Annotated in this window: 16 protein-coding genes; 3 read left to right on the top strand and 13 right to left on the bottom strand. The window is 57.8% G+C overall.

What is annotated here, in order from left to right; genetic code table 11:
- Nucleotides 1–29: 29 nt before the first annotated feature.
- The 7 genes from VLX68_08155 to VLX68_08125 all read right to left on the bottom strand — a co-directional run bounded on the left by VLX68_08155 (nt 30) and on the right by VLX68_08125 (nt 7,208).
- Nucleotides 30–680: an ElyC/SanA/YdcF family protein gene (locus VLX68_08155; GenBank protein HUI92204.1), complete on the bottom strand. Its 651-nt coding sequence runs from the start codon at nt 678–680 to the stop codon at nt 30–32.
- A 344-nt stretch (nt 681–1,024) separates the two neighbouring features.
- On the bottom strand, nt 1,025–2,398 hold the full coding sequence (locus tag VLX68_08150; protein ID HUI92203.1) for a SpoIIE family protein phosphatase: 1,374 nt from the start codon (nt 2,396–2,398) through the stop codon (nt 1,025–1,027).
- Nucleotides 2,391–3,416 (bottom strand): hypothetical protein, encoded by a 1,026-nt coding sequence (locus tag VLX68_08145; protein ID HUI92202.1) that lies wholly within the window; start codon nt 3,414–3,416, stop codon nt 2,391–2,393. The genes VLX68_08150 and VLX68_08145 overlap by 8 nt, the downstream gene beginning before the upstream one ends.
- 332 nt (nt 3,417–3,748) lie before the next feature.
- On the bottom strand, nt 3,749–4,819 hold the full coding sequence (locus VLX68_08140; GenBank protein ID HUI92201.1) for a S41 family peptidase: 1,071 nt from the start codon (nt 4,817–4,819) through the stop codon (nt 3,749–3,751).
- 151 nt (nt 4,820–4,970) lie between these two features.
- The gene (rpe, locus tag VLX68_08135; protein HUI92200.1) at nt 4,971–5,657 is read right to left on the bottom strand and encodes a ribulose-phosphate 3-epimerase; all 687 of its coding nucleotides are present in this window, start codon (nt 5,655–5,657) and stop codon (nt 4,971–4,973) included.
- Between the two features lie 13 nt (nt 5,658–5,670).
- Entirely contained in the window at nt 5,671–6,288 is a 618-nt protein-coding gene (locus VLX68_08130) for a CDP-alcohol phosphatidyltransferase family protein (GenBank protein HUI92199.1), read from the bottom strand.
- Nucleotides 6,285–7,208 (bottom strand): ARMT1-like domain-containing protein, encoded by a 924-nt coding sequence (locus tag VLX68_08125; GenBank protein HUI92198.1) that lies wholly within the window; start codon nt 7,206–7,208, stop codon nt 6,285–6,287. Before VLX68_08125 ends, VLX68_08130 begins: the two co-directional genes overlap by 4 nt.
- 482 nt (nt 7,209–7,690) lie before the next feature.
- Here VLX68_08125 and VLX68_08120 point away from each other — a divergent pair, with 482 nt between their 5' ends.
- Both VLX68_08120 and VLX68_08115 read left to right on the top strand, forming a co-directional pair.
- Entirely contained in the window at nt 7,691–10,609 is a 2,919-nt protein-coding gene (locus tag VLX68_08120; protein ID HUI92197.1) for an adenylate/guanylate cyclase domain-containing protein, read from the top strand.
- 112 nt (nt 10,610–10,721) lie between these two features.
- Nucleotides 10,722–10,943 carry a hypothetical protein gene (locus VLX68_08115; GenBank protein ID HUI92196.1) on the top strand — a complete coding sequence of 74 codons (222 nt, stop codon included), beginning with the start codon at nt 10,722–10,724 and terminating at the stop codon, nt 10,941–10,943.
- Nucleotides 10,944–11,356: 413 nt separating this feature from the next.
- Here the strand turns inward: VLX68_08115 and VLX68_08110 are convergent, their stop codons facing one another.
- Nucleotides 11,357–12,430, bottom strand: a complete 1,074-nt coding sequence (locus VLX68_08110; GenBank protein HUI92195.1) for an IS110 family transposase — start codon at nt 12,428–12,430, stop codon at nt 11,357–11,359.
- Nucleotides 12,431–13,052: 622 nt separating this feature from the next.
- Between VLX68_08110 and VLX68_08105 the strand changes: the two genes are divergently transcribed.
- Nucleotides 13,053–13,433: a hypothetical protein gene (locus VLX68_08105; protein ID HUI92194.1), complete on the top strand. Its 381-nt coding sequence runs from the start codon at nt 13,053–13,055 to the stop codon at nt 13,431–13,433.
- Nucleotides 13,434–13,468: 35 nt separating this feature from the next.
- On the opposite strand, the gene VLX68_08100 is transcribed toward VLX68_08105, so the two are convergent.
- The 5 genes from VLX68_08100 to VLX68_08080 all read right to left on the bottom strand — a co-directional run bounded on the left by VLX68_08100 (nt 13,469) and on the right by VLX68_08080 (nt 21,480).
- Entirely contained in the window at nt 13,469–16,102 is a 2,634-nt protein-coding gene (locus VLX68_08100; GenBank protein ID HUI92193.1) for a cellulase N-terminal Ig-like domain-containing protein, read from the bottom strand.
- Nucleotides 16,103–16,530: 428 nt separating this feature from the next.
- A complete protein-coding gene (locus VLX68_08095; GenBank protein ID HUI92192.1) occupies nt 16,531–17,361 on the bottom strand; it encodes a DUF1848 family protein in 831 nt (276 codons plus the stop codon).
- Nucleotides 17,362–17,652: 291 nt separating this feature from the next.
- Nucleotides 17,653–18,249, bottom strand: coding sequence for a hypothetical protein (locus VLX68_08090; protein HUI92191.1), 597 nt, complete (start codon nt 18,247–18,249; stop codon nt 17,653–17,655).
- Nucleotides 18,233–19,645 carry a radical SAM protein gene (locus VLX68_08085; protein HUI92190.1) on the bottom strand — a complete coding sequence of 471 codons (1,413 nt, stop codon included), beginning with the start codon at nt 19,643–19,645 and terminating at the stop codon, nt 18,233–18,235. Before VLX68_08085 ends, VLX68_08090 begins: the two co-directional genes overlap by 17 nt.
- Nucleotides 19,646–19,668: 23 nt before the next feature.
- A complete protein-coding gene (locus VLX68_08080; GenBank protein ID HUI92189.1) occupies nt 19,669–21,480 on the bottom strand; it encodes a fibronectin type III domain-containing protein in 1,812 nt (603 codons plus the stop codon).
- Between the last annotated feature and the right edge of the window lie 83 nt (nt 21,481–21,563).

The raw sequence follows: 21,563 nt of genomic DNA, 5'->3' as shown, positions 1-21,563 counted from the left end.
GAATGGAGGATGACCAATCATGCCTGTGCTTACGACCCGAACGCGTAAAAGAGCAGCGCGTAGCAATAGGCCAGCGTCTCATCGGCCACGGCCCTGATGCCGTTGCTGTAATGCCACCACTTTCCGGCGTCGTAATCGCGGCTCGGGCATGCCACGATCCCAACGGAGCAGCCTTTTCCCAGCGCTTTTTGAAAGAGCAGCTGCGAACGCCGCGAATGGCACCCCAGGGAATACAGGGTGATTGATTTTACCCCGGGCGCGGACTGCGACAGCCATTTCTTGACCGCCACCCCTTCCTCGTAGGTGCGGTCTTTCTGGACAAATACCGAAGGAACTGCGATTATTTTGGAACTGTCGACGCCCATTTTCTTCAGGGTGGCCGAACAGATATGCGCGAAGGAAGAATAGCCGGTTAAAAAGAATCCGGTTTCAGGCGGGCCTCCGGTGACCACAAGCAGGCGGCAGTTCCTGTTGAGGAAATCCTTCGCGGCAAGCTGCAGCGCGTAGTCGGGCACCCATCCCTCAACAACAAGAACATCCGATCGTCCGGGGCGCACCGGCGAGAGAAACGGATGAATGGAAAACACAAACGCAAAGCACCCGGCGGCCGCGAGCAGTGCGATGGCGCACCATCCCCACAGGGTGGGAACAAGGAGTTCTCTCCGTGTAAAGAATTTCATTTTAAGCTCTAAAAATGCATCATGCTTAAGCAGTGTGCACCGCACTTATCTTTTTCCAGTCCTGCCTGACGCGCGGGCAAAGGTAATGTTACCGCGTTTTTTTCTCCCCCTTATCAAGGGGATGCCCAGGCAGAGGGGGACTTTCCGCTGTGGATGCGTCGCGAAGGGGCGACGCATCGCGAGCTTTGGTGCGAGCGAACCCACGCGCCCCTTTGCAGGAAAGGGCGTGCCCCCGGATCGCCGCCGCCTTCCCGGTTTTTCTTCTTGTCAAGAGGGCGGCGGAAGCCGGGAGCCGGGGGAAACCACGAAGTGGCGTCCCCATCAAATTAATAAATCGACACGGGCTATGGCGTTCGTCCATCCCCAATGACCTGCAGGCCGCAGATGGTCATGTCGTCGCGAAAGGGGCGGCCGCCCGTGAACTGCCGGACGTCGTCCATGATCCCGGCGACAAGCGCGTCGGCGGTGTCGGCGTGCGGAAGCCTCGCGAGAAGTTTTTCGAGGCGCTCCGAACCATAGGTGTCGCCGTGAACGCCTTCGGCGTCGATGAGGCCGTCGGTGTACATGAAAAAGCTGTCGCCCGCTTCCAGCGGAATGGTCGATTCCCCGAGCTCGGCGCGAAACGAGGCGCCGTCGGAAACCAGGCCGAGCGCCATGCCGCCGGTCGCCATGATCCGCGGCCCGCCGTTGTATTTGTCAAGCTTTATGAGCGGCGGGTGGCCGGCCCGCGCATACGTCATGGACGCGCCGTCGCCGCTGATGATGAGGCACAGGGCCGTGATGAACGAGCGGTGGTCGATGTTCGCCGCCATGCTGTCGTTCACGGAGCACAGCAGGCTGCGTGCCGACGTTTCGCGCCTTCCTTCGGCGCGGAACATCGACCGCAGCATCGTCATGAGTAGCGCGGCCGGGATCCCCTTGCCGCACACGTCGGCGATCGCGACAACCCAGTTGCCGGCGTCGTTCTGGAAATAATCGAGGTAATCGCCGCCCACCTCGTACGCCGGATAATACACTCCCTTGAGGCTCACGCGGGGGATGTTCGGCCTGAATGACGGCGTCAGCCGGTGCTGGATGGCGCGCGCCGCCTCGAGTTCGATGTCGAGACGGGCCTTCTGTTGGAGCATCGCCATCTGCGCGTGCAGCTGATCGTTGGCGGTCTTCAGCTCCGCCGTGCGCTCCTCAACACGCCGCTCAAGGTCGTTTTTCGCCTTTTGCAGCGCGTCCTGATATTGTTTGCGCTCGGTGATGTTCCGGCTCACGCAGATGAGCCGCGAGACACTGCCGCCGTCGTCGAATTCGGGCACCTTTGACGTGGCGACCCACTGCTCCTTTCCCGCGATGCCCATGATGGGCTCCTCGCGGTCGAGGATGGGCGTGCCGGACCTGATGATGTTCCGGTCGTCGTCGTGGTACCGGCCGGCCAGGTCGGGCGGGAAAAAGTCGTACACCGTTTTGCCGATCACATTGCGCTCATCGCTCTCGCCGATGAATTTCCGGTGCGCCGCGTTGTCGACGATGTAGCGGCCGTCCGCGTCCTTGACGTAGATGTTGTCCGGGATCTTGTCGAGCAGCACCTTGAGGAGGTCGCGCTCCCGGGCGATGAGCGACAGCGAATGTTCGCATGCGTCAAGACGCCGCCGCAGTTCCCGCGCGTCGGCCGCGCCGCTCTCCGCGGCGGTGCTCCATGACTGGCGCGTGTGCGGTTTCTTATTCAATGCTCATCAGCTCCAAGACGCCGTGCAGCGGCCGCGCTTCGCCGGCGAACCTGACCTCGGCGTCGTAATAACGGGTGATGGGTTTCCCGATCACCACCTTGACCAGGTAGCCGGTAAAGGCGCCGAGTTCGTCCACGAACGAGTACCGGTACAGCAGGTCGCGTCCGGTGATGATGAATGAATTGTCGAGCGCCGAAATGACGCGGCCCTCGACTTGCTTTCCGTCAACCGACAGCCATTCCTTCCTGATATGAAGGCCGGTCATGGCAAGGGGCTTCTCCTGGCCGTTTTTCCAGATCCATCCCGCGGCCGGCAGTTTTTCCTCCGGCGGCAGCCTGAAATCCGCGAGAAAAAAGCTGTCGCCTTCAAATCCCCTGAAGGTCACCCATCCGCGGCAGACGTCCCGGGAGGTGCCCACCGATTTCGCCACTTCCAGCATGCCGAATCCGTTCAGGTCCTGTTTGGGAAATCCGGGAACGTCGAGCGAGGTCTCCAGCGAGGTCCACGGAACCAGGATTTCATAATCATAGAATTTTCCCGATTCGTTTTTCGGGAAATCGAGGTTGGGTGTTTTCATGGCCGCGGGAACGCCGTGCAGTTTGATCTTCACCGTGCCCTTGCCCAGTTTCGCAAAAAGGCACGTGTTTCCGCCGCAAACGCTCAGCGTGTTGGTCCCCACCGACAGCGTGGAGGCGCCCTGCTCAGAGTAGTTCCATTCCTTCCGGCTGAATTTCTCGTTAACCTTCCAGGAGGTCGCCCCCGGCTTGAGCACGAGCGCCTTGCACGCGGCGTTGTTGTTTTCCACGCCCAGATTGGTAAAAGTCAATTGCACCTGGACAAACAAACGGTCGCCGTGCATGGCGGTGAGGGTGTAATATTCGGTGAAGCTTTTGTTGCCGAGCATGTCGGGATTGAGCGGGTGCCCGGTTTGGGAGGCAAATGAGGTGACGGCGAGAATGATGAAAAGAAAAAGGAATGATAATGACGGATGAAATTTCGGGAGTAACGGTCTGTGCACGATCATTCCTGGAATGTTTTATTAAAGGGTAAATTTTATTATGAATAATATAAATGATACCTGATTTCCATGTAGTAAGGATGGATGCTTATAGAATTATTTTTCGAATAAAAAAGGAAAGTGCAAGCGAGAAACCTCACCCCGGCCTTCGGCCACCCCTCTCCCGTAAGGAGAGGGGAAAAAATTCTTATCCCCCTCGCCCTGTGGGAGAAGGGGGTGAGGTTAACGCAATCAAGATAAAAGAAATTATTCTGTCGGTTGATTATTTGCCGATGTCGGCGCCGACCCCGCGAAGCGGGGAAACGCCCAGACCACAACGTAGATTCATCTCTTTACTTTTCAAGAACGGGAACTGCAGGCATGCGGATATACCCCTCTGCAATAGCTTTGCCCAATAAAGGTGTAACCGTAGACTTTAGCAGCGGCGCGGACGGCTCAAGAATATGCAGCGCGGTTGACAGCTGCGCCACGGGGCCGGTCACCGCCGCGTCGGGAACAATGCCCTTGCGGTGGTAATCGCCGATGCGGGAGCTTATCCCCATGAGGCGCAGAAAGGTGATCTTGAGGTCTCTTTTGCCAAGATATGTGCGCGAGATGATGATCTGGCCGATGCCCTTGCCGTAGGTGGTCTCGCCCACGAGCGCGGCCGTGTCGCCGCCGGCCGCGGCGCGGCCGTCCTTGAGGCCCGCGATGAGGATCTCCGAGGCGCTGGCGGAAAAGCCGTTCATGAGCACGGCCAGGCGCTTGCCGGCGAGCGTGGGCGAATGCGCGAGGAGCGTTTTCCAGTTCACCCACGGCACGGTCGCGGCGGTGCGCGCCGACTCGTCGTATGTGCGGTACGTCGCCTGGATGTAGGGCGTATTGACAGGAAGGAAATATTCCATGATCGAATCGACCGTATTGATGTCGCCGCCGCCGTTGTTGCGCAGGTCGATGATGATGTTGGGTCGCCCGGCAAGGAGGGGAAGCGTGGTGAGAAATTCCGAATAGGTGACGTATTGCTTGAATTCGGTGATCGTCAGCACCGCGGTTGAATCGGTGAGAGCATCATAATACACGGTGTGGGTATCGAGCACGGCCGCGGCCGATGACAGCGCGGCGCCCGCCGGAAGCTGCGTGGAGTCGTAGGTGGTGTAATTGACGCCGTGGAGCGTGTCGTCGACGCTCGCGAGCAGGGCCTCGGGGATCTGAAAGGAATCGAGCGCGGTCTTTTCGCTTGGCACCTTGTCCTGCCACAGGCTGTACGCCGAAAGGTACTGCCACACGCTTTCGAACTCGGGCAGGTCGCGGCCGGAAGTGTCGAAGGGGTAGGTGGCGCATCCGGAAATGAATAAACAGGCAATGCTTGAAAAGACGGCTTCTAGAATCACGCAGGGACGAACAGATGAGTGGGTCCTTTTCATATACGATCTATCCAAATAGAAACCCTTCGACAGGCCTGGCAAGGATGACATCGGGGTCATTCCCGCGAAAGCGGGAATCCATGTGGACTGGACTCCCGCTTTCGCGGGAGTGACAATTATTCTCACTTCGCTTCAACAACCTCTCAACCCGTCAACCTTTTTTCCTGGCTTCCTCCGCCGCGTTGCGTATCGCCGAAATCCGTTCTTTATAATCCTCCGCCTTGAACACATAATTGCCCGCCACAAAAACATTCGCGCCCTCGCGTGCGCACAGCGCCGCGGTTTCGCGGTTGATGCCGCCGTCCACTTCGATGTCGAGTTTGGGGTTACGGCGTGAAGCCTCGCCGGCCAGCGTTTTTATTTTGGGCAGCATTTCGGGAATGAATTTCTGGCCGCCGAACCCGGCATACACCGTCATGATGAGCGCCTGGTCCATTGCGGCGAGATGGGGAAGAAGCAGGTCAACGCCTTTGTCGGGATTGATGGACGCGCCGGCGCGCACGTTGCGCTTGCGGATGTCGGAAAGCACCTGCTCCAGATCGCTTTCGCACACCTCGGCGTGCACGATAAGAACATTCGCGCCCGCGTCGCAGTACTGCGTTATATACTTTTGAGGGTTCGAAATCATGAGGTGCACGTCGAGCGGTATCGAAACGCATTTCTTCACGGCCTCCACCAGAAGCGGGCCGAACGTGAGGTTGGGCACAAAGTGGCCGTCCATCACATCGCAGTGGATGCGGTCCGCGCCGCAGGCCTCGGCCTGCTTCACTTCCTTTTCCAACACCCTAAAATCCGCCGAAAGAATGGACGGCGCCACGAGAACCGCCGGTTTTGACATGCGCTGCTGCTTTCTACTTGAAAAATTGCGAAACGGCCATGACCTTCACCACATCCCAGTTCGAGGCGATGTAATCGTAAATGGAAAAAACCGTCACCGCAGCGGGAACGCACATGACCCAGAACCCCGGGTGCCTGCCCCAAACCACGAGCGGGATCCACGGCACGTGATATGCTGCGCCGAGGCACAGGGCCAGGACCGTGAACGCGCCCACGGCCTGCACCACGGCCTTGAGCTTTCCCATCTGCCGCGCCGCAAGCACCTTGCCGTGGTATGCGCACATCATGCGCAGAATGGAAAGCACGGCGTCGCGGTATAAAAAAAGCAGGAACATCCACAGCGGGATGATGCGGTCGGCGCACACCATGAACGATAGGAAAATGGTCTGGCGCGAAAGGCTGTCGGCCATGGGGTCGAGGAGCTTGCCGAAATCGGAGACCTGGTTGCGCGCCCGCGCCATGCGTCCGTCAAAAGCGTCGGAAAGCTCGATGAGCGCCGCAAGGCCGGCGGAGATCCACAGGCCGACCACGGGCGAGGCGGCGTGAAAACTCCGGATGAAGAAGAACGCGAAAAACGGCGCTATGACGATGCGCGACAGGGTAAGCGCGATGGCGAGGTTGAACGGTTTCATTTGGGGTTGCCTCCGGTTTTTACGTTCTGTATGATCGCGGCAATGGACGCCTTGCCGCTGCAGCCGAATTTTTCCCACACCGGTCCGCATTTCGCGGTGAACAGGCAGGCGATGGTCGCACGCGGGTACCGGCGGCCGAATTCCGAAAGCACGTAGTAATTGGCCTGGCCTTTTGCGATCACCAGGTCGGCGCGGGACAGCGCGGCCGACAGCGCGCGGCTCATTTCCCTAAAAGAAATTCCGAGCGTGTCGGGGCCGGCACCAATGAGCCGCGAAGCCGCGTGCTGCATCCCGGCGGCCCTTGCGTCGGCCATCACCGCATCGCTGGTGATGGGCCCGCCGCGCAGCGGCACGGTGACATCGGCGCCGTACGACGAAAGAAGGCCGACCAGAAGCTTGTCAAAGGGGAGCTCGCCCACGTTGTCCGGTATGTAAACGATCGATTTGGCCCGCCACGCCGCCGCGTGGATGCGGCGGCAATGGTCGACGTCGAGCCCTTTGCGAAAATACCCGGCAATGGTTTTTTCGGCCCGCGCGGCGGTGAGGCCGTAGCCCGCGCCCGCGGTGCGGAAGTCAAGGCTGTTTGCCGCAATCGCCCACCGTACAAGATACCTGAACCTGCGCTCGCCGCTCAGCGCCGAGGCCCTCTTTTCGACCCTGCGGGCGATTGCCATTCCCGCCTTCAGGCACGCGGCGCGCAGCCTTGCAAAGGGCATCTTGACGCCGAGGCGGCGCTTGAGGATACGGTGGAGCTCGGTGATATAATACGAGGGGGGCATCCCGTCGGCGATATGGCCGGAAAGGTAGGCAAGCGACTCGCTGAGCACGGCCGCGCCTCCGGCGGCCGGCGCGTGGAGCATGTCAAGCGCTCCCGTTATGTCATCCACGAAACAGGCGAGGCATTCGGGGACGAATTTCATAATAGTAAAATAAATGAAAGACAAGTATTGATAAGCCGTTAAAATGATGATGCTTGTAATTTACGGTCAATCTCTATATAATGGTTATATGATTATGATAATGTTGGTGGGGCCTCCACCTGGCCCCCTGCTTCCGCCGCATCCCATATGTCAATAATAAAAACCTCTTGGAGGATGCGGCGGTGATCCGGGGGCACACCCCTCTTGGCGCCGGTACTTTAGTGATTCGCGGAAAGAATTAGTGGCTGGCGATGCAGGAGTGGCAGCGTAAGCCATTATTCTGTAGATAAAGACAAGTATTATAGCCTGTAGGGTGCAGTTGCCGAGTGGCCGCTTTTAAGCGGCGTATCGAGACGCAAGGCATATAAGGGCGGTGGCAGCCCGAGTGTGAAGCACGAGACCGGAAGGACGGCCGACCCCGCGCAGCGGGGGAACGCCCAAACCTTATATTTAGCAAACCCCTGCTTAATAGGAGCCGGGCAATGAAATTGCTCAGGAGAATCGGGAAGAGCCTGCTCATCGGATCGGCCATGGGGATCGCTGTCGCCCTTTTATTCAACCTCTTTTTTTTAAAACGGGTCATCGACGTGCTTGAAGACCAGACCTATTACCTGCGCTATCATATGTTATACGAAGATAACGCGCCGGCCAGGGCGGACGGCATGGAGGAGGAAAACGACAACGGCATTTACATCATCGACATCGACGAGATGAGCCAGCACAAGCTCGGCAAGTATTGGAACTGGGACCGCTCGTACCATGCCCAGATGCTCAGGACGCTTGCGAAACACGACCCCGCGGCGGTCCTGTTCGACATCATGTTCTTTGATCCCGACGATAAAAATTACGTCTCGCGGTTCGAGCGCCTTATTGACACATGCAAAAGCAGGACGCCGGGGTTTACCGTGCCCGCGCCGGTATACGGGCCGCTTTTGTCGTCCATCGATTACGACCGGCGGTTCATCGCCGCCACCGGTCAGGCGGGGAACGTTTTTCATGCCGTTGAGATGGAAGAGAAACGCGACTATCCGGGCTGGGCGCAATCCACGATCGAATCGAAAATGACCATGGAATGGCACGATTCGCTCCATCCGTCGTCGGCCCTTATTCTGCCGCCGCTCAAGCGGAAGCAACTTTTCGATAAAAAGCCGGTCATCGACGGCATATTCCCGGAACTCGCCCGGGCCGCGCGGGACATCGGGTTTGTCAATATGCCGCCCAACTCGGACGGCGTTGTCCGCGAGATCCCGCTTCTGTACGGCTTCGGCGACCATACGCCCGTGTACCTGCCCATCAGCGTGCGCGCGGCCGCGACCCTGTTCGGCACGCCCAACGGCGAGATCGTGTTCGAGCCGGGACGCTATCTCGACATCGGCAGGCCCCTCAAGGCCTTCAAAGACTCAAGCGGCACGCTCAGGTTCTCCTACCCCAACCTCACCGCCCCCATGGTGGAAGCGATAATTGACAAAAGGGAAGCAATCATGGGCTGCAGGCCTCGTGCCACGGTGGAGGTCGCGTCGCTGCTCAGGGTCGGCAGGGACAAGAACGGCGCCGCGTTCGTCGAGATGTCGTGCGGGCTGTTCCCGCCGTCGGTCTCCCGCGCGCTCCTCGACTCAGGCACCGGCAGGATGGCGGCGTTGAGAAAAGGTGATTCGCTTTTCCTCGGGCCTTCCATGGTTGTCAAGCGGTCCTCTTCGGACCAGTGGGCGCTCACCGCGCCCGAGGGCGACGGCGAATGGGATTTGTCGGCAGTGGACCTCGAGACGCTGGGCCGGCTCAGCCGTTCCGATTTTGACAAGGTCCGTCCCGGTGAAAAAAGACTTCTGTTTTACGATTTTTACGTGACGAACCATGACGGCACTCTCGCATCCTCGCTGCCAATCATGAACGCGTCGGTGCTCAAGGATTTGTGCACTACGGGCTGGGCGCCAATCGAAAAACTGGCCCCCGGCACGCGCATGGACTTCGGCAAACCGGTGAGGATACCGCTCACCAAAGACAACCGCCACATTGTCACTTATTTCGGACCCAAGACAAAGACCTTTCAATATAAAAGCTTTTATGAAGTCTTAAAGGACCGCGTGCATGGCAATCTGGAAGGCAGGATTTTCCTCGTGGGCGCCTCGGTGCAGGGCCTTTTCGACATCGTGCCAGCGCCCATCGACAACCGGTACCCGGGCGTGGAGGTGCACGCGTCGCTCCTCAATTCCTTTTTGACCAACACCTTTGTCACGCGGCTTGCGCCGTGGCAGGACTTCATCATCCTGCTCATGGTGGCCATCATCATCGGGTTCATGTCGTTTTTCCTCAAGCCGCTTGTCGGCGCGATTTTGAGCGTGGCCGCGGTGATCGGGTACTTTGCCGTCGCGATGACCATTTTCGGCGGCAGCCATCTGTGGATCGAGATCGCGCGCCCCGTGCTCGCCATCCTGCTCACGTTCACTGCCGTGATGGCCTACCGCTACATCACCGAGGAGAAGGACCGCAAGTTCCTGCAGAGCACCTTCAAACAGTACCTGTCGCCCGAGCTCATCGACCGGATGTACGCCTCACGGCAGCTGCCCATGCTCGGCGGCGACGAGCATGTCCGCACCGCGTATTTCACCGACATCCAGGGGTTCTCGACGTTCTCCGAGAAGCTTGGTTCCCCGACGCGCCTCGTGGAGCTGCTCAACGAATACCTTTCGGAGATGACCGACATCCTGCTGAAGCGCGACGGCATGCTTGACAAATACGAGGGCGACGCGATCATCGCGTGCTTCGGCGCGCCCATGCCCATGGACGACCACGCCAAGCAGGCGTGCCTCACCGCGCTCGACATGCAGCGCCGGCTGGCAGAGCTGCGGAAGAAATGGACGGCGGAGGGCGACAAGTGGCCCGCCATCGTGCACGAAATGCGCATGCGCATCGGCATCAACACCGGGCGCATCGTCACCGGCAACATGGGCTCCAAGACGCGCATGAACTACACCATGATGGGCGACCCCGTGAACCTCGCGGCGCGGCTGGAGAGCGCCGCAAAGCAGTACGGCGTGTTCACCATGATCAGCAACTTCACCTGCGACCTGGTGAAAAACGATTTCGAGGTGCGGCAGCTCGACAAAATCACCGTGGTGGGAAAATCCGAGCCGGTGACCATCTACGAGCTCATGGCCGAAAAGGGGAAGCTTTCCACCGGAACCGCGCAGATGCGGGACCTATATTCAAAGGGCATGGCGCACTATTGCAAACAGGAATGGGACAAGGCCGTTGAGGTGCTTAACGAATCGGAAAAACTCGAGCCGTACCGGGCGTTTGCAAAGACCACGCCGAGCAGGGAGCTCATCAGGAACTGCGTCAAGTACAGGGAAAACCCGCCCGGCCCCGGTTGGGAGGGCGTGAACCGGCTGACGTCGAAGTAAATGAAACGTCAATGAAAAAAGTTTTGACGCCGCCTGAATAGTATATTGATTTAACCGGCAATGGTTTTGCGGCTGGAACGTATTCTTGTCGACACCAAAAAAGGGGTTCGCTATGATGGGAAAAATCATTCTTCTGCCTTTCTGGATCCTTAAAAAAGGCCTGGGCGCCGTGTTCGGGATTGTCCGTCTTGTTCTCGGTACGGGCATCGCCGCGACCCGGTTCGTGCTCGGCAGGCGGCTGGGCACCGTTGCGCTTGTCGTGGCCGCGTTTATTTTGGGGAAAAAGTATCTGGAGAAGAAGGCCGAGACGCCGGATCTTGATAATTCAAATTAATAATCCGGGCGTTCCCCGCGCTCAAGGCACGGGGTCGGCCGTCCTTCCGGTCCACCCCTTCGGGTGCTTCTCCCTCGTCAGGGATTTCCAAGGGTCACAAGGGTCGTCGTCCTTCGGCTCGGGCTGCCACGGTGTCCGGGCAGCATCGCGCTCCGGCGCGGCCCCCAGTCCTGCCTGCTATGTAACAAGGCAATAAAAAAAATCTACCTTCAGAAAAAAGATTTCAACAACCTGCTATCCGAGCTCTTCGCACAAGTTTGCTGTTCGTGAAATTGGGAGATGGTGTCAACAATTCTAACGCTCGTTAAAGATTGCTCTCTAACCAGTAGGACTGACGTCGTACACCACTTTCCCGAACTACTTGTCGATTTCTTTTTTCTAAGCCTTCATTGACCATTTGTTTTCCAGTCCCACTACGCAACAAGACCTATTTGATATTCTTGATTCATAACCATACACGCATACAGCCTTACTGCAAGCTTGCGTGCCACCGCAACAATAGCCTTCTTCTTACTCCCCGAGTTTCTCCTCACCTTTTCGAATTTCTCACGCAATACTGGGTCCTTTCGGATGCTTACCCATGCGCTTTCTATCATCCACGATCGGACAAACGTCGGCCCCTGGCCGGTTATTCTCCCTTTGTGTTCCGTCTCCCCTGAAGAATGTTCACCTCCTGTCAATCCAAGAAAATTTGCTAGCGACTTGCCGGTGCTGAATCTCGTAAAATCTTCCCCAAGCTCCAGCACCAGCCGTATGGCCGTCAGCCATCCTATCCCAGGAAGACCTCTTGCTATTGCAAATGCCCTCTGGTATCGCGGATTCTTACTTAATGCTAGTAGCTCCTTACGCAACTCAATTTGATATGTCCACAAATTCTCTAAAAGTGAAAGTAGCACCTTGATCGGCTTCCGCAGCACTACACCTACCGACAATTCCTCAACGCTCCGAAATTCACTCTTTCCCCATGCTTTCTCCTCCGGTATCGCCGTCTCGATACCGTGATACTGCAGCAACTTTCTAATCCGGTTGCGTGTCGACTTGATCTCCTTCTCCACCGCATTCAGCGTCCGGCACGCCTGACGGTCCTCTCGCCGTTCCTTATCAGGTACATGACATCCGCGAAGATGCTCTTCGCCTTCAAGCATCTTCGCCAATCGCCATGCGTCCCGTCTATCCGTCTTTACTCGGTTTACCTTCTCTTCCAACATCAAGTGTGGTGGCAACACGACACACTCAATCCCATCTTCACTCAAACGGTCGTACAGGTTAAAGCCCCTGAATCCCGCCTCATACATCACCTTGATCGTACACTCCGGATATCGGCGTCTTAAATAGGCACGCAACACGTCGTAGTTGGCAGGCATACTGCTTTCGTGAACTGCCATCTTTTCAGAACGTACGCATACACGCCACGTCTTCTTCGCATCATCAAGTCCAACAAAAACTTCTTTCCCCTTTACGATCCAATCTTGCATTTTCTTGTCCATAAGCTACCTTCCTTTCTTTGTGGTGTTTCTAGCACTACGTTGAGTTTGGTTTAGAAAGAAGGTAGCTTTTTTATTGGGCTATACGCAACTTTGTTAACATAGTAACTAACGCCGGAGATAAAAAACTTTGCCGGTTTTGTTTTCCGCTTTGTTAAAATGAAAATGATTAATGATGTCATTGCGAGGGGTCCTCGACGAAGCAATCTCCCGAAAGAGGTTAAAAGATAAAACGTCACTTTCACACTGCTTACCGATGAATTTCCTAATTAGTCCTTCATTCTATCCTCTTGTTGTTGTCCTAACTTCTCCCATTCAGCTTTTATTTTAATGAAACTTGCGGAGATGTTCATCAAGATCAAACATTTCCGGCGCAACTGGATTATTCTCACCTATTGCCTTATGGTCGTTCAATCAATTGGATATTTACTCACGGGCTTGGGAAAGTAGCATTCGTCAAGATATGCAATCCCATTTTTGATTTGCTGACCGCTGATTGGTGACTGCTGAAATCTGCCGCTCTAAAATCGCCGGACGTGAATATCCTGTTGACGCACCAGTTTCGCCGGTATATAATAAACATTGTCAAGAAGGAAACGCAGACACCCGAACAAGGACACATCTCATGGAAATAACGGCACATGATCAGCGTCCCGCAAGCCCGCCTGAAAAAAGGATCGATTATATGGCCTGCTTCGGCGTCGCCTGCTTGTTGCTCGCAATTCTTTTAGCGCCGCTGTTTGTCTGGAAAACCGCGCACGTGCGGCACAAATGGAACGGGGTCGTCGCGGCGGTGCAAAAGAACGTTGTCCCTCATTCGGCCGAAGCGATGTTTCTCAAGGACGCCCTTGCCGCGACGACCGTACAATACGGCAAGGCGTCCATGCGGGCGATGCATGCCATGGCGATGGAGATCGAGATGACGCTTGCGGTGGCCGGGGTGCTGCTGCTGTGGTTCAGGGTGAGGGAAATAAAGAGGGAAAAGAAAAAGGGAGCCGGTTCTTAGCGCTCCCTTGGGTTTCAATCATCAAAGCGACGCTGTTAAAATACAGCTATCATTTTACAGACCTTCCTTCCCTCCGCCTCGACCTTCAGGAAATAAATCCCTTTATCCATGGTGGCCGTCTCCAGCCGGACACTCGCGCGATTGCCTGCGAGCATGATTGACTTTATCAACCTGCCTGTGCAATTGTAAAGCTGCAGCCGCTTGCCGGCCTCCGTCGCGCCGGTGAAGGTCAACGCGAAGTTCCCGTTGGCCAGGCGTTCGATGCGGAACAGCTGCGCCGAGTTTCTTAAATTGTCAATCACGCCAGGGTTCTGCCTCACCGGGTTGTTCCCATTCCTTATCCCGTACAGGTATCCGTACAGCGCGATCTTCCCCCGCATGGTCTGCTGCGGCGTGAACTCCGAATGGGCGTACACCCAGCGCGTGTTGAAATAGACCTCGCCCTTGGGCCACGTGTTGTTGGCCGGGTAGCTGAACGCGCACATCCAGCTCGGATTTCCCATGATCATGTTGCCGCCCCAGTCGTCGGTGTTGAAATAGGGCGTCATGCCCGGGTGCTGGCCCGGCGTGCCGTCATTGCCGCCCGAGATGTACATGGCGTCCACGCTGCGCTTGCTCGACAGGGGCGTGGACGCGGTGGTCATCTGGATCAGGTTTGCCGGGTTGCGGCCCAGGTTCCAATCCGCCTCGCAAATGAGCGCGTTGAGGAACAGGTCCTTGTCGGCCTGGGTCGCGGCGACCGCATGGGCCAGGATCGTGCGGTGCACGTGCGTTTCGGTGTGGAAATACTCGGTGTTGTTGTCGGTACAGCGTCTTGACGGACGCGAGCCGCTGTAGTTGGTCTCGCTGTTCTTCGCGTCGCTCACCACCGACGACACCATGTTGCTGTAGAGCGTCTGGTAATGCACGGTCCTGTTCGTCTTGAGATAGCCTGCCGTGGCCCAGATTTGGTTGAAGTTGCTCGGGTCGATGATCGCCGCGGTGGCGCTGGACGCGGCCTTGCTTTCGGCGTTGACCTCGTCCTCGTAGGCAGTGGTGCCGGTAAGGTTGTACAGGTAGGCGGCGGCCGTCATCTTGAGGTCCCTGCCGCGCACCGTGCTTTCGCCCACGTTCTGCTTGAAGTCGAGCATCTGGTCGGCGAGCGTGCCGGCGAAATTGTACGCGTTGACGGCGGAATCGCGGTAGGCGTTTGAAAGCGCGGTGTTTCCCGCGATGCGGAACGCCTCGGCGAGCATGGCGCTGCCCGCGGCCGCTGCCCACGCTGCTATAGCGTTGGTTCCCGCCTGGTAAAGCACGTTGTTGCCGTCCGGATTGGTGAGTCCGTACGAATACGCCTGTCCGTCGCGCAGCCGCAGCCAGAAATCGACCTCGTTTCTCGCTTCGTCAATGATGTCCGGGATGCCGTTGCGGCTTTCGGCGATGCCCAGGTTGTCGTCCGAAAGCGCCCCGCCCGTGAGGATGTAGGGGAACAGCATGTCGTAAATATTGGAGATGTGGTTCATGTTCCGGTCCCAGTCGGCCGCGTCGGCGTGGCCGCCGTAGGCGTTCGCATTGGTCTTGCCGTTTTTATACGGCGCCCAGGCGTCGGGATTGTCCCACACGTCGCCGCCGGTAAAGGTGGTCCAAGCGGGATCGGTGGGCTGCATGGTGGTGATGTACACCACGGTGTTGGCCGGGTCTTTTCCCGGAATGTAAAGCGGCCGCCGCGGAATGGGCCGTATGCCGGCGCTGTCCTGGCCGATGCGCATGTAAAAATAGCCGCGGACCGCGACCATGAACGGGTCGTGATAGATGGTGTCGGCGATGGTGAAGTCCTGGCTGCACCCGACGCCATCAACCGCCAGACGGTAGGTGCCCGGCGTGGTGAAGCCGGTGAAATCAACCTTCCACACGTTCGAGCCGGTCATGTTGTAGCCCTGCGCCTCCGCCGCGCTCGTTTTCCACAGCGACACCGTGCCGGTCTGCTGGGGCGTTCCGGTGGAGGTGTTGACAATATAGACTTTGTTCCCGACGAATCCGGAGTAGTCCCGGGCCCCGCCGTCGCCGAGCCAGGCGTACAGGTCGGCGGCCTTGACGTTCGGCGCCGCCGAATACCCCGACAGGTTCACATGCACCGCCTCGGAGCGGCTGCTGTAAATATCGTACGTGAATGTCGCGGACGTCGAATCGGTGTTGGTGCCCGCGGCGATCTGCAGCGTATAGGTCTTGCCCTGCACCAGGGAAGACGGCAGCTTGAGGTAAATATGGTGTTCCATGGTGTGCGAATAGACGAAATCGCTGCCCGACCAGCTCCCCTCGTACATGCCGTTGAGCTTGGATTTGCGAAAGCAGTTTACGGGCGCGAGTCCCGCGGTCCCATACGCCGCGTCGTCGGCTGAGGCGAGCTTCCACGAGGCGGTCGTGACCGCTGTGGCGGTGTTGAGTCCGGTGCCGTAGTAGGTGAGGATCTCGTTGGTCGTGTCGTGGGCAAGGTTGAGAAACGCGCTGGGGCCCTTTCCGTTGTCAACGAAAAAGACGTCGCCGTCCTTGAAATACACCTCGAGATAATCCTTGTCAACGACCCGAACCTCGGCGAGTTTCGTGGCATTTACAGGTTGGACTGTGAAAAGAAAAAGAAGAAGAGTTGAACTGATGACGGACGCAAATGCGGACGGAACACGATTTTGCATGTGCCCCCCTTAATGAGATGTGGACTGGATGTTCTCAATATAATACCCGGATGGTTGAGGTTTCATTCGGTTGTTGTTGACAGGGCGATGGATAAAAAATGTTGTGTCATCTGGTGGGAGAGGTATCCCCCTGGGGTGCGGCTTCCGCCGCCTCCTTGACAAGAAAAGAAATTTGGAAGGCGGCGGCGATCTGCGCCCACACCCCCTTTGGGTGCGGCCGGGTACCAGCATCTTGCAAGCTCCACACATCCGCTGGGCGCACCCGCGAGCGGCGGTTGAAACGATATTCTGGTACTGTGTACTTGCCAGCGAGCAAGAACGTCATTGCGAGGAACTGCCGGCGACGAAGCAACCATCCAATGAAATTCTCAATAATCGCTCGATATCCAATCCGGGATGCTCATCAGTCAAATGGCTTCAAACCCCTTTTACCCCGGATTCGCATAACAGTATAAGCACCTGTGCGGACATTTCTGCAAATATGACCCCACGTCCCTGCTTTCAAAACACCCGCATCCTTCCCGCGTGGGCTTGAGGCCTAAATCCGGGTGAACGCCGAACCTGTCCGTCTCCTTTAGAATTTCATCGTCAATGCAATGCGCCTGTCTGATTCCCGGAACAAGCCGCAGGACTTCCGGATTGCAGCAATTATACAGTACCATTCCCGCCTGTGAAGCCGCATCCAGCAATTCTTTTCCCAGCGCGGTTCTTTCCTTTTCATCAAAATCACCGAACAGCACATCCCTTTTCTTCAATTTTGAATAATGGCTCATGAACGAAAAGTAGCAGCGTTTCACTCCCGATTTCTTGACATGGGACAGAATGTCATAGAAGGACGGAAAATTCGTGACGGCACTTCCGTCTTTTCTCCGGTATTTGCAAATCGGATCAAACCGCCACGACACCCTTTCCGGTCCCGCAAGTTCGCAAAGGCGATCAAGCGTCTGCAGGCGTACGTGAAGCGGCGCGACATTGGGCTCAAGCTCAGGACAATTATTAATGGTGTAATGAAACACGGCGTTGTTTATTTTCCACAGTTCACCAAACAGTTCGTGCTTGATAAACGCGGAAAAATCTTTTGACCAGAAAACGTATCCCAGCACGTCCCGCGGTTTGAGCGAAACCGTGTAGGACCGTCCGTACCCGGCGTCGTAGGAGATTTCGCCCTTTTCCCACGCGTCAAAAAATTCATTGAGAAAGAACCGTGGAACATCGGTGCGCCGCGAGCAGGAAATGTAATATGCCTTTTTTAAATTCATGAGGGAAAAATATATCCGGATTCAATAGAAATATTCTTAAGATTTATAGGGAAACGCATTGCCAAGTGGCGCGATAGGATGTCTTGACTGAAAAGAAATTATGTCCCGCGCGTTAGGGGCGACTGGAGGCCGCGCTGGAGTGCGGTGCTGCCCGGCCCTCGCCGTCAGGCATATAGGGGCCGTGGCAGCCCGAGCCGAAGGCGAGACCGGAAGGAGAACCGACCCCACCTCGCACGGGTGTGCGAGGTGGGGGAACGCCCAGATTTTTATAATTTAATTTTAGTTAGTAGTTCAAACCCCGTACAACTGGCACGCGCACTGGATCTCGCACATGCATTGGCCGTCGCAGCCGCAATTGCTCTGGCAGGTGCATTGCGGATCGCAGGCGCACGGGTTGTAGTTCTGGCACGCGCACTGGTTCTGGCACGTGCAGGTGCTGTGGGCCGAGCAGACCGCCGCGCTGTAGGCGTTGCAGCTGCACGGCTGGAACGAGCCGTAGCTCGCGCACGTGCCGGCGTATGCCTGGCACTTGCACCCCATGTCCGCGTCGCACGTGCAGGCGGGCGCATCGGACTGGCAGGTGCAGGGGACGTGGGTCTGGCACTTGCATTGGAGGTCGGTGTCGCAGGTGCAGCAGAGGGTCTGGCCCGGAACGTCCTTTGTCGAGGCGATAGTGCGCACGCCGGACGGGCCGGTGATCATGGGAGTGCCGATTGACGGAAAGGCAAGCAGGGCCGCGCCGCCGAGCATTTTCTTGAGGAACGCGCGCCGCCTGGTGACTTCCGCGGCGTTGACGAGTCCGAGACGCTGGCGGGTTTCAAGATGGAAAAGATCGCTCACGGCGAGGATCTTCGGACCTTCGGGTTGTTTTCTACTTCTTTTCTCCACAGTGCCTCCTTTGCACGCTCCGTTCCTTAAAATCAAGCTGCCGCAGCAGCTGGTGGAGCGTGAGCTCGCGGTTGATGCCGCAACGGTAATCGTTGGCGAGTTTTGTGATATTGTCAAAATCGGGTTTCTTGGCCAGGCAGTCGCCGGCGCAGTGCCAGCGCGCGAAGCACGCCGAGCACGGCTCGAACCGCTCCATGCGCAGCGACTTGAGCCGCCGGTACTTGGCCAAGTTGAAATCAAAGGATTTCTTTTTGGCATTGAATGAACCGTAGAAGAACAGGCGCGAGCGCTTGTCGCGACGCGACGAGACCTCGAGGCACGACGTGACGTCGCCCTGCGGGGTGATGAAAAAATTGTCGCCCGCCGCGCCGCAAAAGGCATTGCCCATGTAGGCGAGCCGGCCGCCCGAATACTGGATGCCGATCCTTTGCTTTTGCGCAAGCCGCGAAACCGCCTTGATGCCGTTGATAAACGCGCCGGCGCCCGGGCGGCGGCAGGATTCGGTGGGCCGCTTTCCGCACACGAAGAGCGGCTCGAAGCAGATGCTGTTGGGCCTGAACCGTGTGGTGAGGTGGCGGTATATCGCTTCAATCTTGTTTTCCGAGATGCCCGTGACGGTCACGCGGAATCCATACGGCTTTTTCAGCCGCGTGAGCCGGTCGATGGCCCTGGCCACGACCGTGTAGGAAGGCCCGCCGCTCCTGGTGGGCCGCTGCCGGTTCTGGATCGCGGGCGTGCCGTCGATGGATATGGTGACGCTGCCGATGTTGCGCGCGATCCAGTCGGCCTTGACAACAGGGAGCAGCATGTTGGTGCACAGCGAGAAGCTGCATCCCAGCTTTACTTCCGCGCACCGCCTGCGGGCATACTCGACCGTTTTTGTAAGCACCTTCCAGTTCGCGGTCGGCTCGCCGCCGCCGTGGAACCCGATGTCAATGCTGCGCTGATGAGCCGCCAATGCATTGCGGATCACGAGATCCACCGCGGCGCGGGCATGCGCGAAGGACATGCGGCTGCGGCTGCGTATGGCGCCGCTGTAGCAGTACAGGCAGGCAAGGGAACAGTCATGGGTGAGCAGCAGTTGGGTGCGGTACGGCGCGGGTTTGGAGACCTGAAGGCCGGTGTAGGGCGTTTTGTCGCCTGCCCCGTTAACCAGGCCGGCGCCTTTCAGCAGGGAGATAAACGATCTTTCTTTCGGGGAAAAACCGTTTCTGCCCGCCTTGAGCCGCCCGATGACTTCCGCGGCGGTCTTGTTTACTTTAAAGAACAGCGACTTGAGCGGGAAATACAGCAGCCATTGGTCCGGCTTGTGCGGAACACGGACGCAGTGACATTCGGACGTGAGCGTCAATGCTCCGCCGTTTTTCCGGGAAATGTTATAGGCCGACTCAGGCATGCATCATCATCCGATTCGGGTGATCAGTCATAAATAAAGTATTCGTCCTTCAGTCCGTAATAATAGGTTTGCGCCACCACGGAACCGCCCTTGGTGACCGTCATTTGAACGTCAAAGGTGCGGCACGGACCGGTATTGTACGTGCCGGTAAACGGATGGCAGACGGCGGCGCCGGGAGAAACCGTGTAGGAAATGGTGCTGGTGCCGTTTGCCGTGTTGTTAAGCGGGAACCACTGGGTGCCGGTGCTGAGCCGGTAATAAAAGGTGGCGGTGACGGTCTGCGTGCCGCCCGTGTTCACCGACACGCATGAGTTGAGTGTCCACGAGCTGTAACAGCCGTTGTTGTTGCCATCGACATGTGCGGTAAGCGCCATGGTTGCGGTGAAGATCACCGGGACGTCGTCCGCCGGCGTTTCATCCGGCACGGAGAACACCGCCGTGTCGATCAGGATGCCGCCCGCGCGGAACACCTTGAGGGTGATCGTGGCGGTGGCACCGGCTTCGAGCCCGGTCAGCATCACGTAATGCGGGTTCGTCTCCGCGGGCAGCGAATTGCTGATGGGGAAGAGCGGGCTCTGGTACACGATCGAGTCCGTCGCAAGCGCGGGCCCGTGATGGATGACCACCGCATACGCCGAGTCGCTGCCCCAGCTCATGTCGGCCCCGAATTTCAGGCGGTACTGGCTGTAGTAGTGGTCCTGGTCGCCGTCGTAAACGCTGTCGATGACCGCATAGGCGAGGCGGTAGACGCGGTCGTCGTCCCGGCTCTCCTCCCTGACGCCGAGGATCGAATCGGACGCCACCGGGCGGCCGGAAAGGTCCGTGACGCGTGCGAGGATGTCCACCGTCTCGTGCTGGTCCGCCCCTATGGTTTCGGAGACGCGGTCCGACGTGCTGACGCCGGTCACGGTAATGGTGTCGCGGAGGAACTGTTTCCATGCCGTGGTGCCGTTTTGCCGGCTGTAAAGCCGCACGACCACCTGGCTGGTGCCGCTCGACACATCGACGTCGTACAGAATGGAATAATTGCTCAGGTACCCGTTTTTGTTGAAATCGACGCTGTCCTTGAGGGACATCTTGATGGTGAACTGCTGCCGCACGATGCCGTCGTCGGCGTTGGACTCCTCGCGGATGCCGGTGAGGATCCGGGAAGAAAGGAGCGTGCCGGCCTGGTTGAAGACCGATGCGCGGACCGCGACGCTGTCGCGCAGGTCGGCGCCGGTGATGTGCGAAAGCGTGGTCTCGGCTTTCGCGGCTGTAAAGGAGACGGTGTCGGCGTGAAAGGCCGTCCACGCCGTCGCCGCCGACGGAAGGTAATACACCCGGCAGATGACGGTGCCCGTGTCCTGGCGCGTGTTCTGCAGCGTATAGGACAGCGTGTATGAGCTCGCATAGCCGTCGTTGTCGTTGTCGATCTGACTTCCGGACGAGAGCGCAGACACGGTGATGTGCGGCGATGCGTCGGGGATGGTGACCGGTACCTCGTTGGAGCCGGTCATCAGCCCGTTTTCATCCACGCCGTACACCTTGAAATAAAGCGTGGAGCCCGGCAGCAGGTTGCACAGGGTGAAGCTGCGGCCCGTCCCGGCCGTGGCCACAACAACGGTGTCGAGGCTGTCAACGCCGCTCTGGTGCGAGAACACCAGCCGGTAGCTGGTGATATTAAGGCTGTCTGCGCCCGGCTTCCACACGAGCGTTGCGCCGTTGGCCGTTGGCTGGGTCACCGAAAGCTGGGAAGGCTGGGGCGGTTTCTTGGCGTTTTCCCCGTTTCCGGAACACTGCAGGAACAGGAAGGAAAAAAGCAAAACCGGAAGCAGTAATGCGGCTGGTTTCATACAACACTCCTTACATCGAATATTCAACACTGCGGATTGCGAGAGCGGTGCGGACCGGGCGATTTCCATAAAGCTACCGTATG

It is taken from the genome of Chitinivibrionales bacterium (genome assembly GCA_035516255.1).
GTDB lineage: Bacteria > Fibrobacterota > Chitinivibrionia > Chitinivibrionales > FEN-1185 > FEN-1185.
The sequence above is the reverse complement of the archived record's forward strand: the minus strand, read 5'-3'. Positions and strand labels throughout refer to the sequence as shown.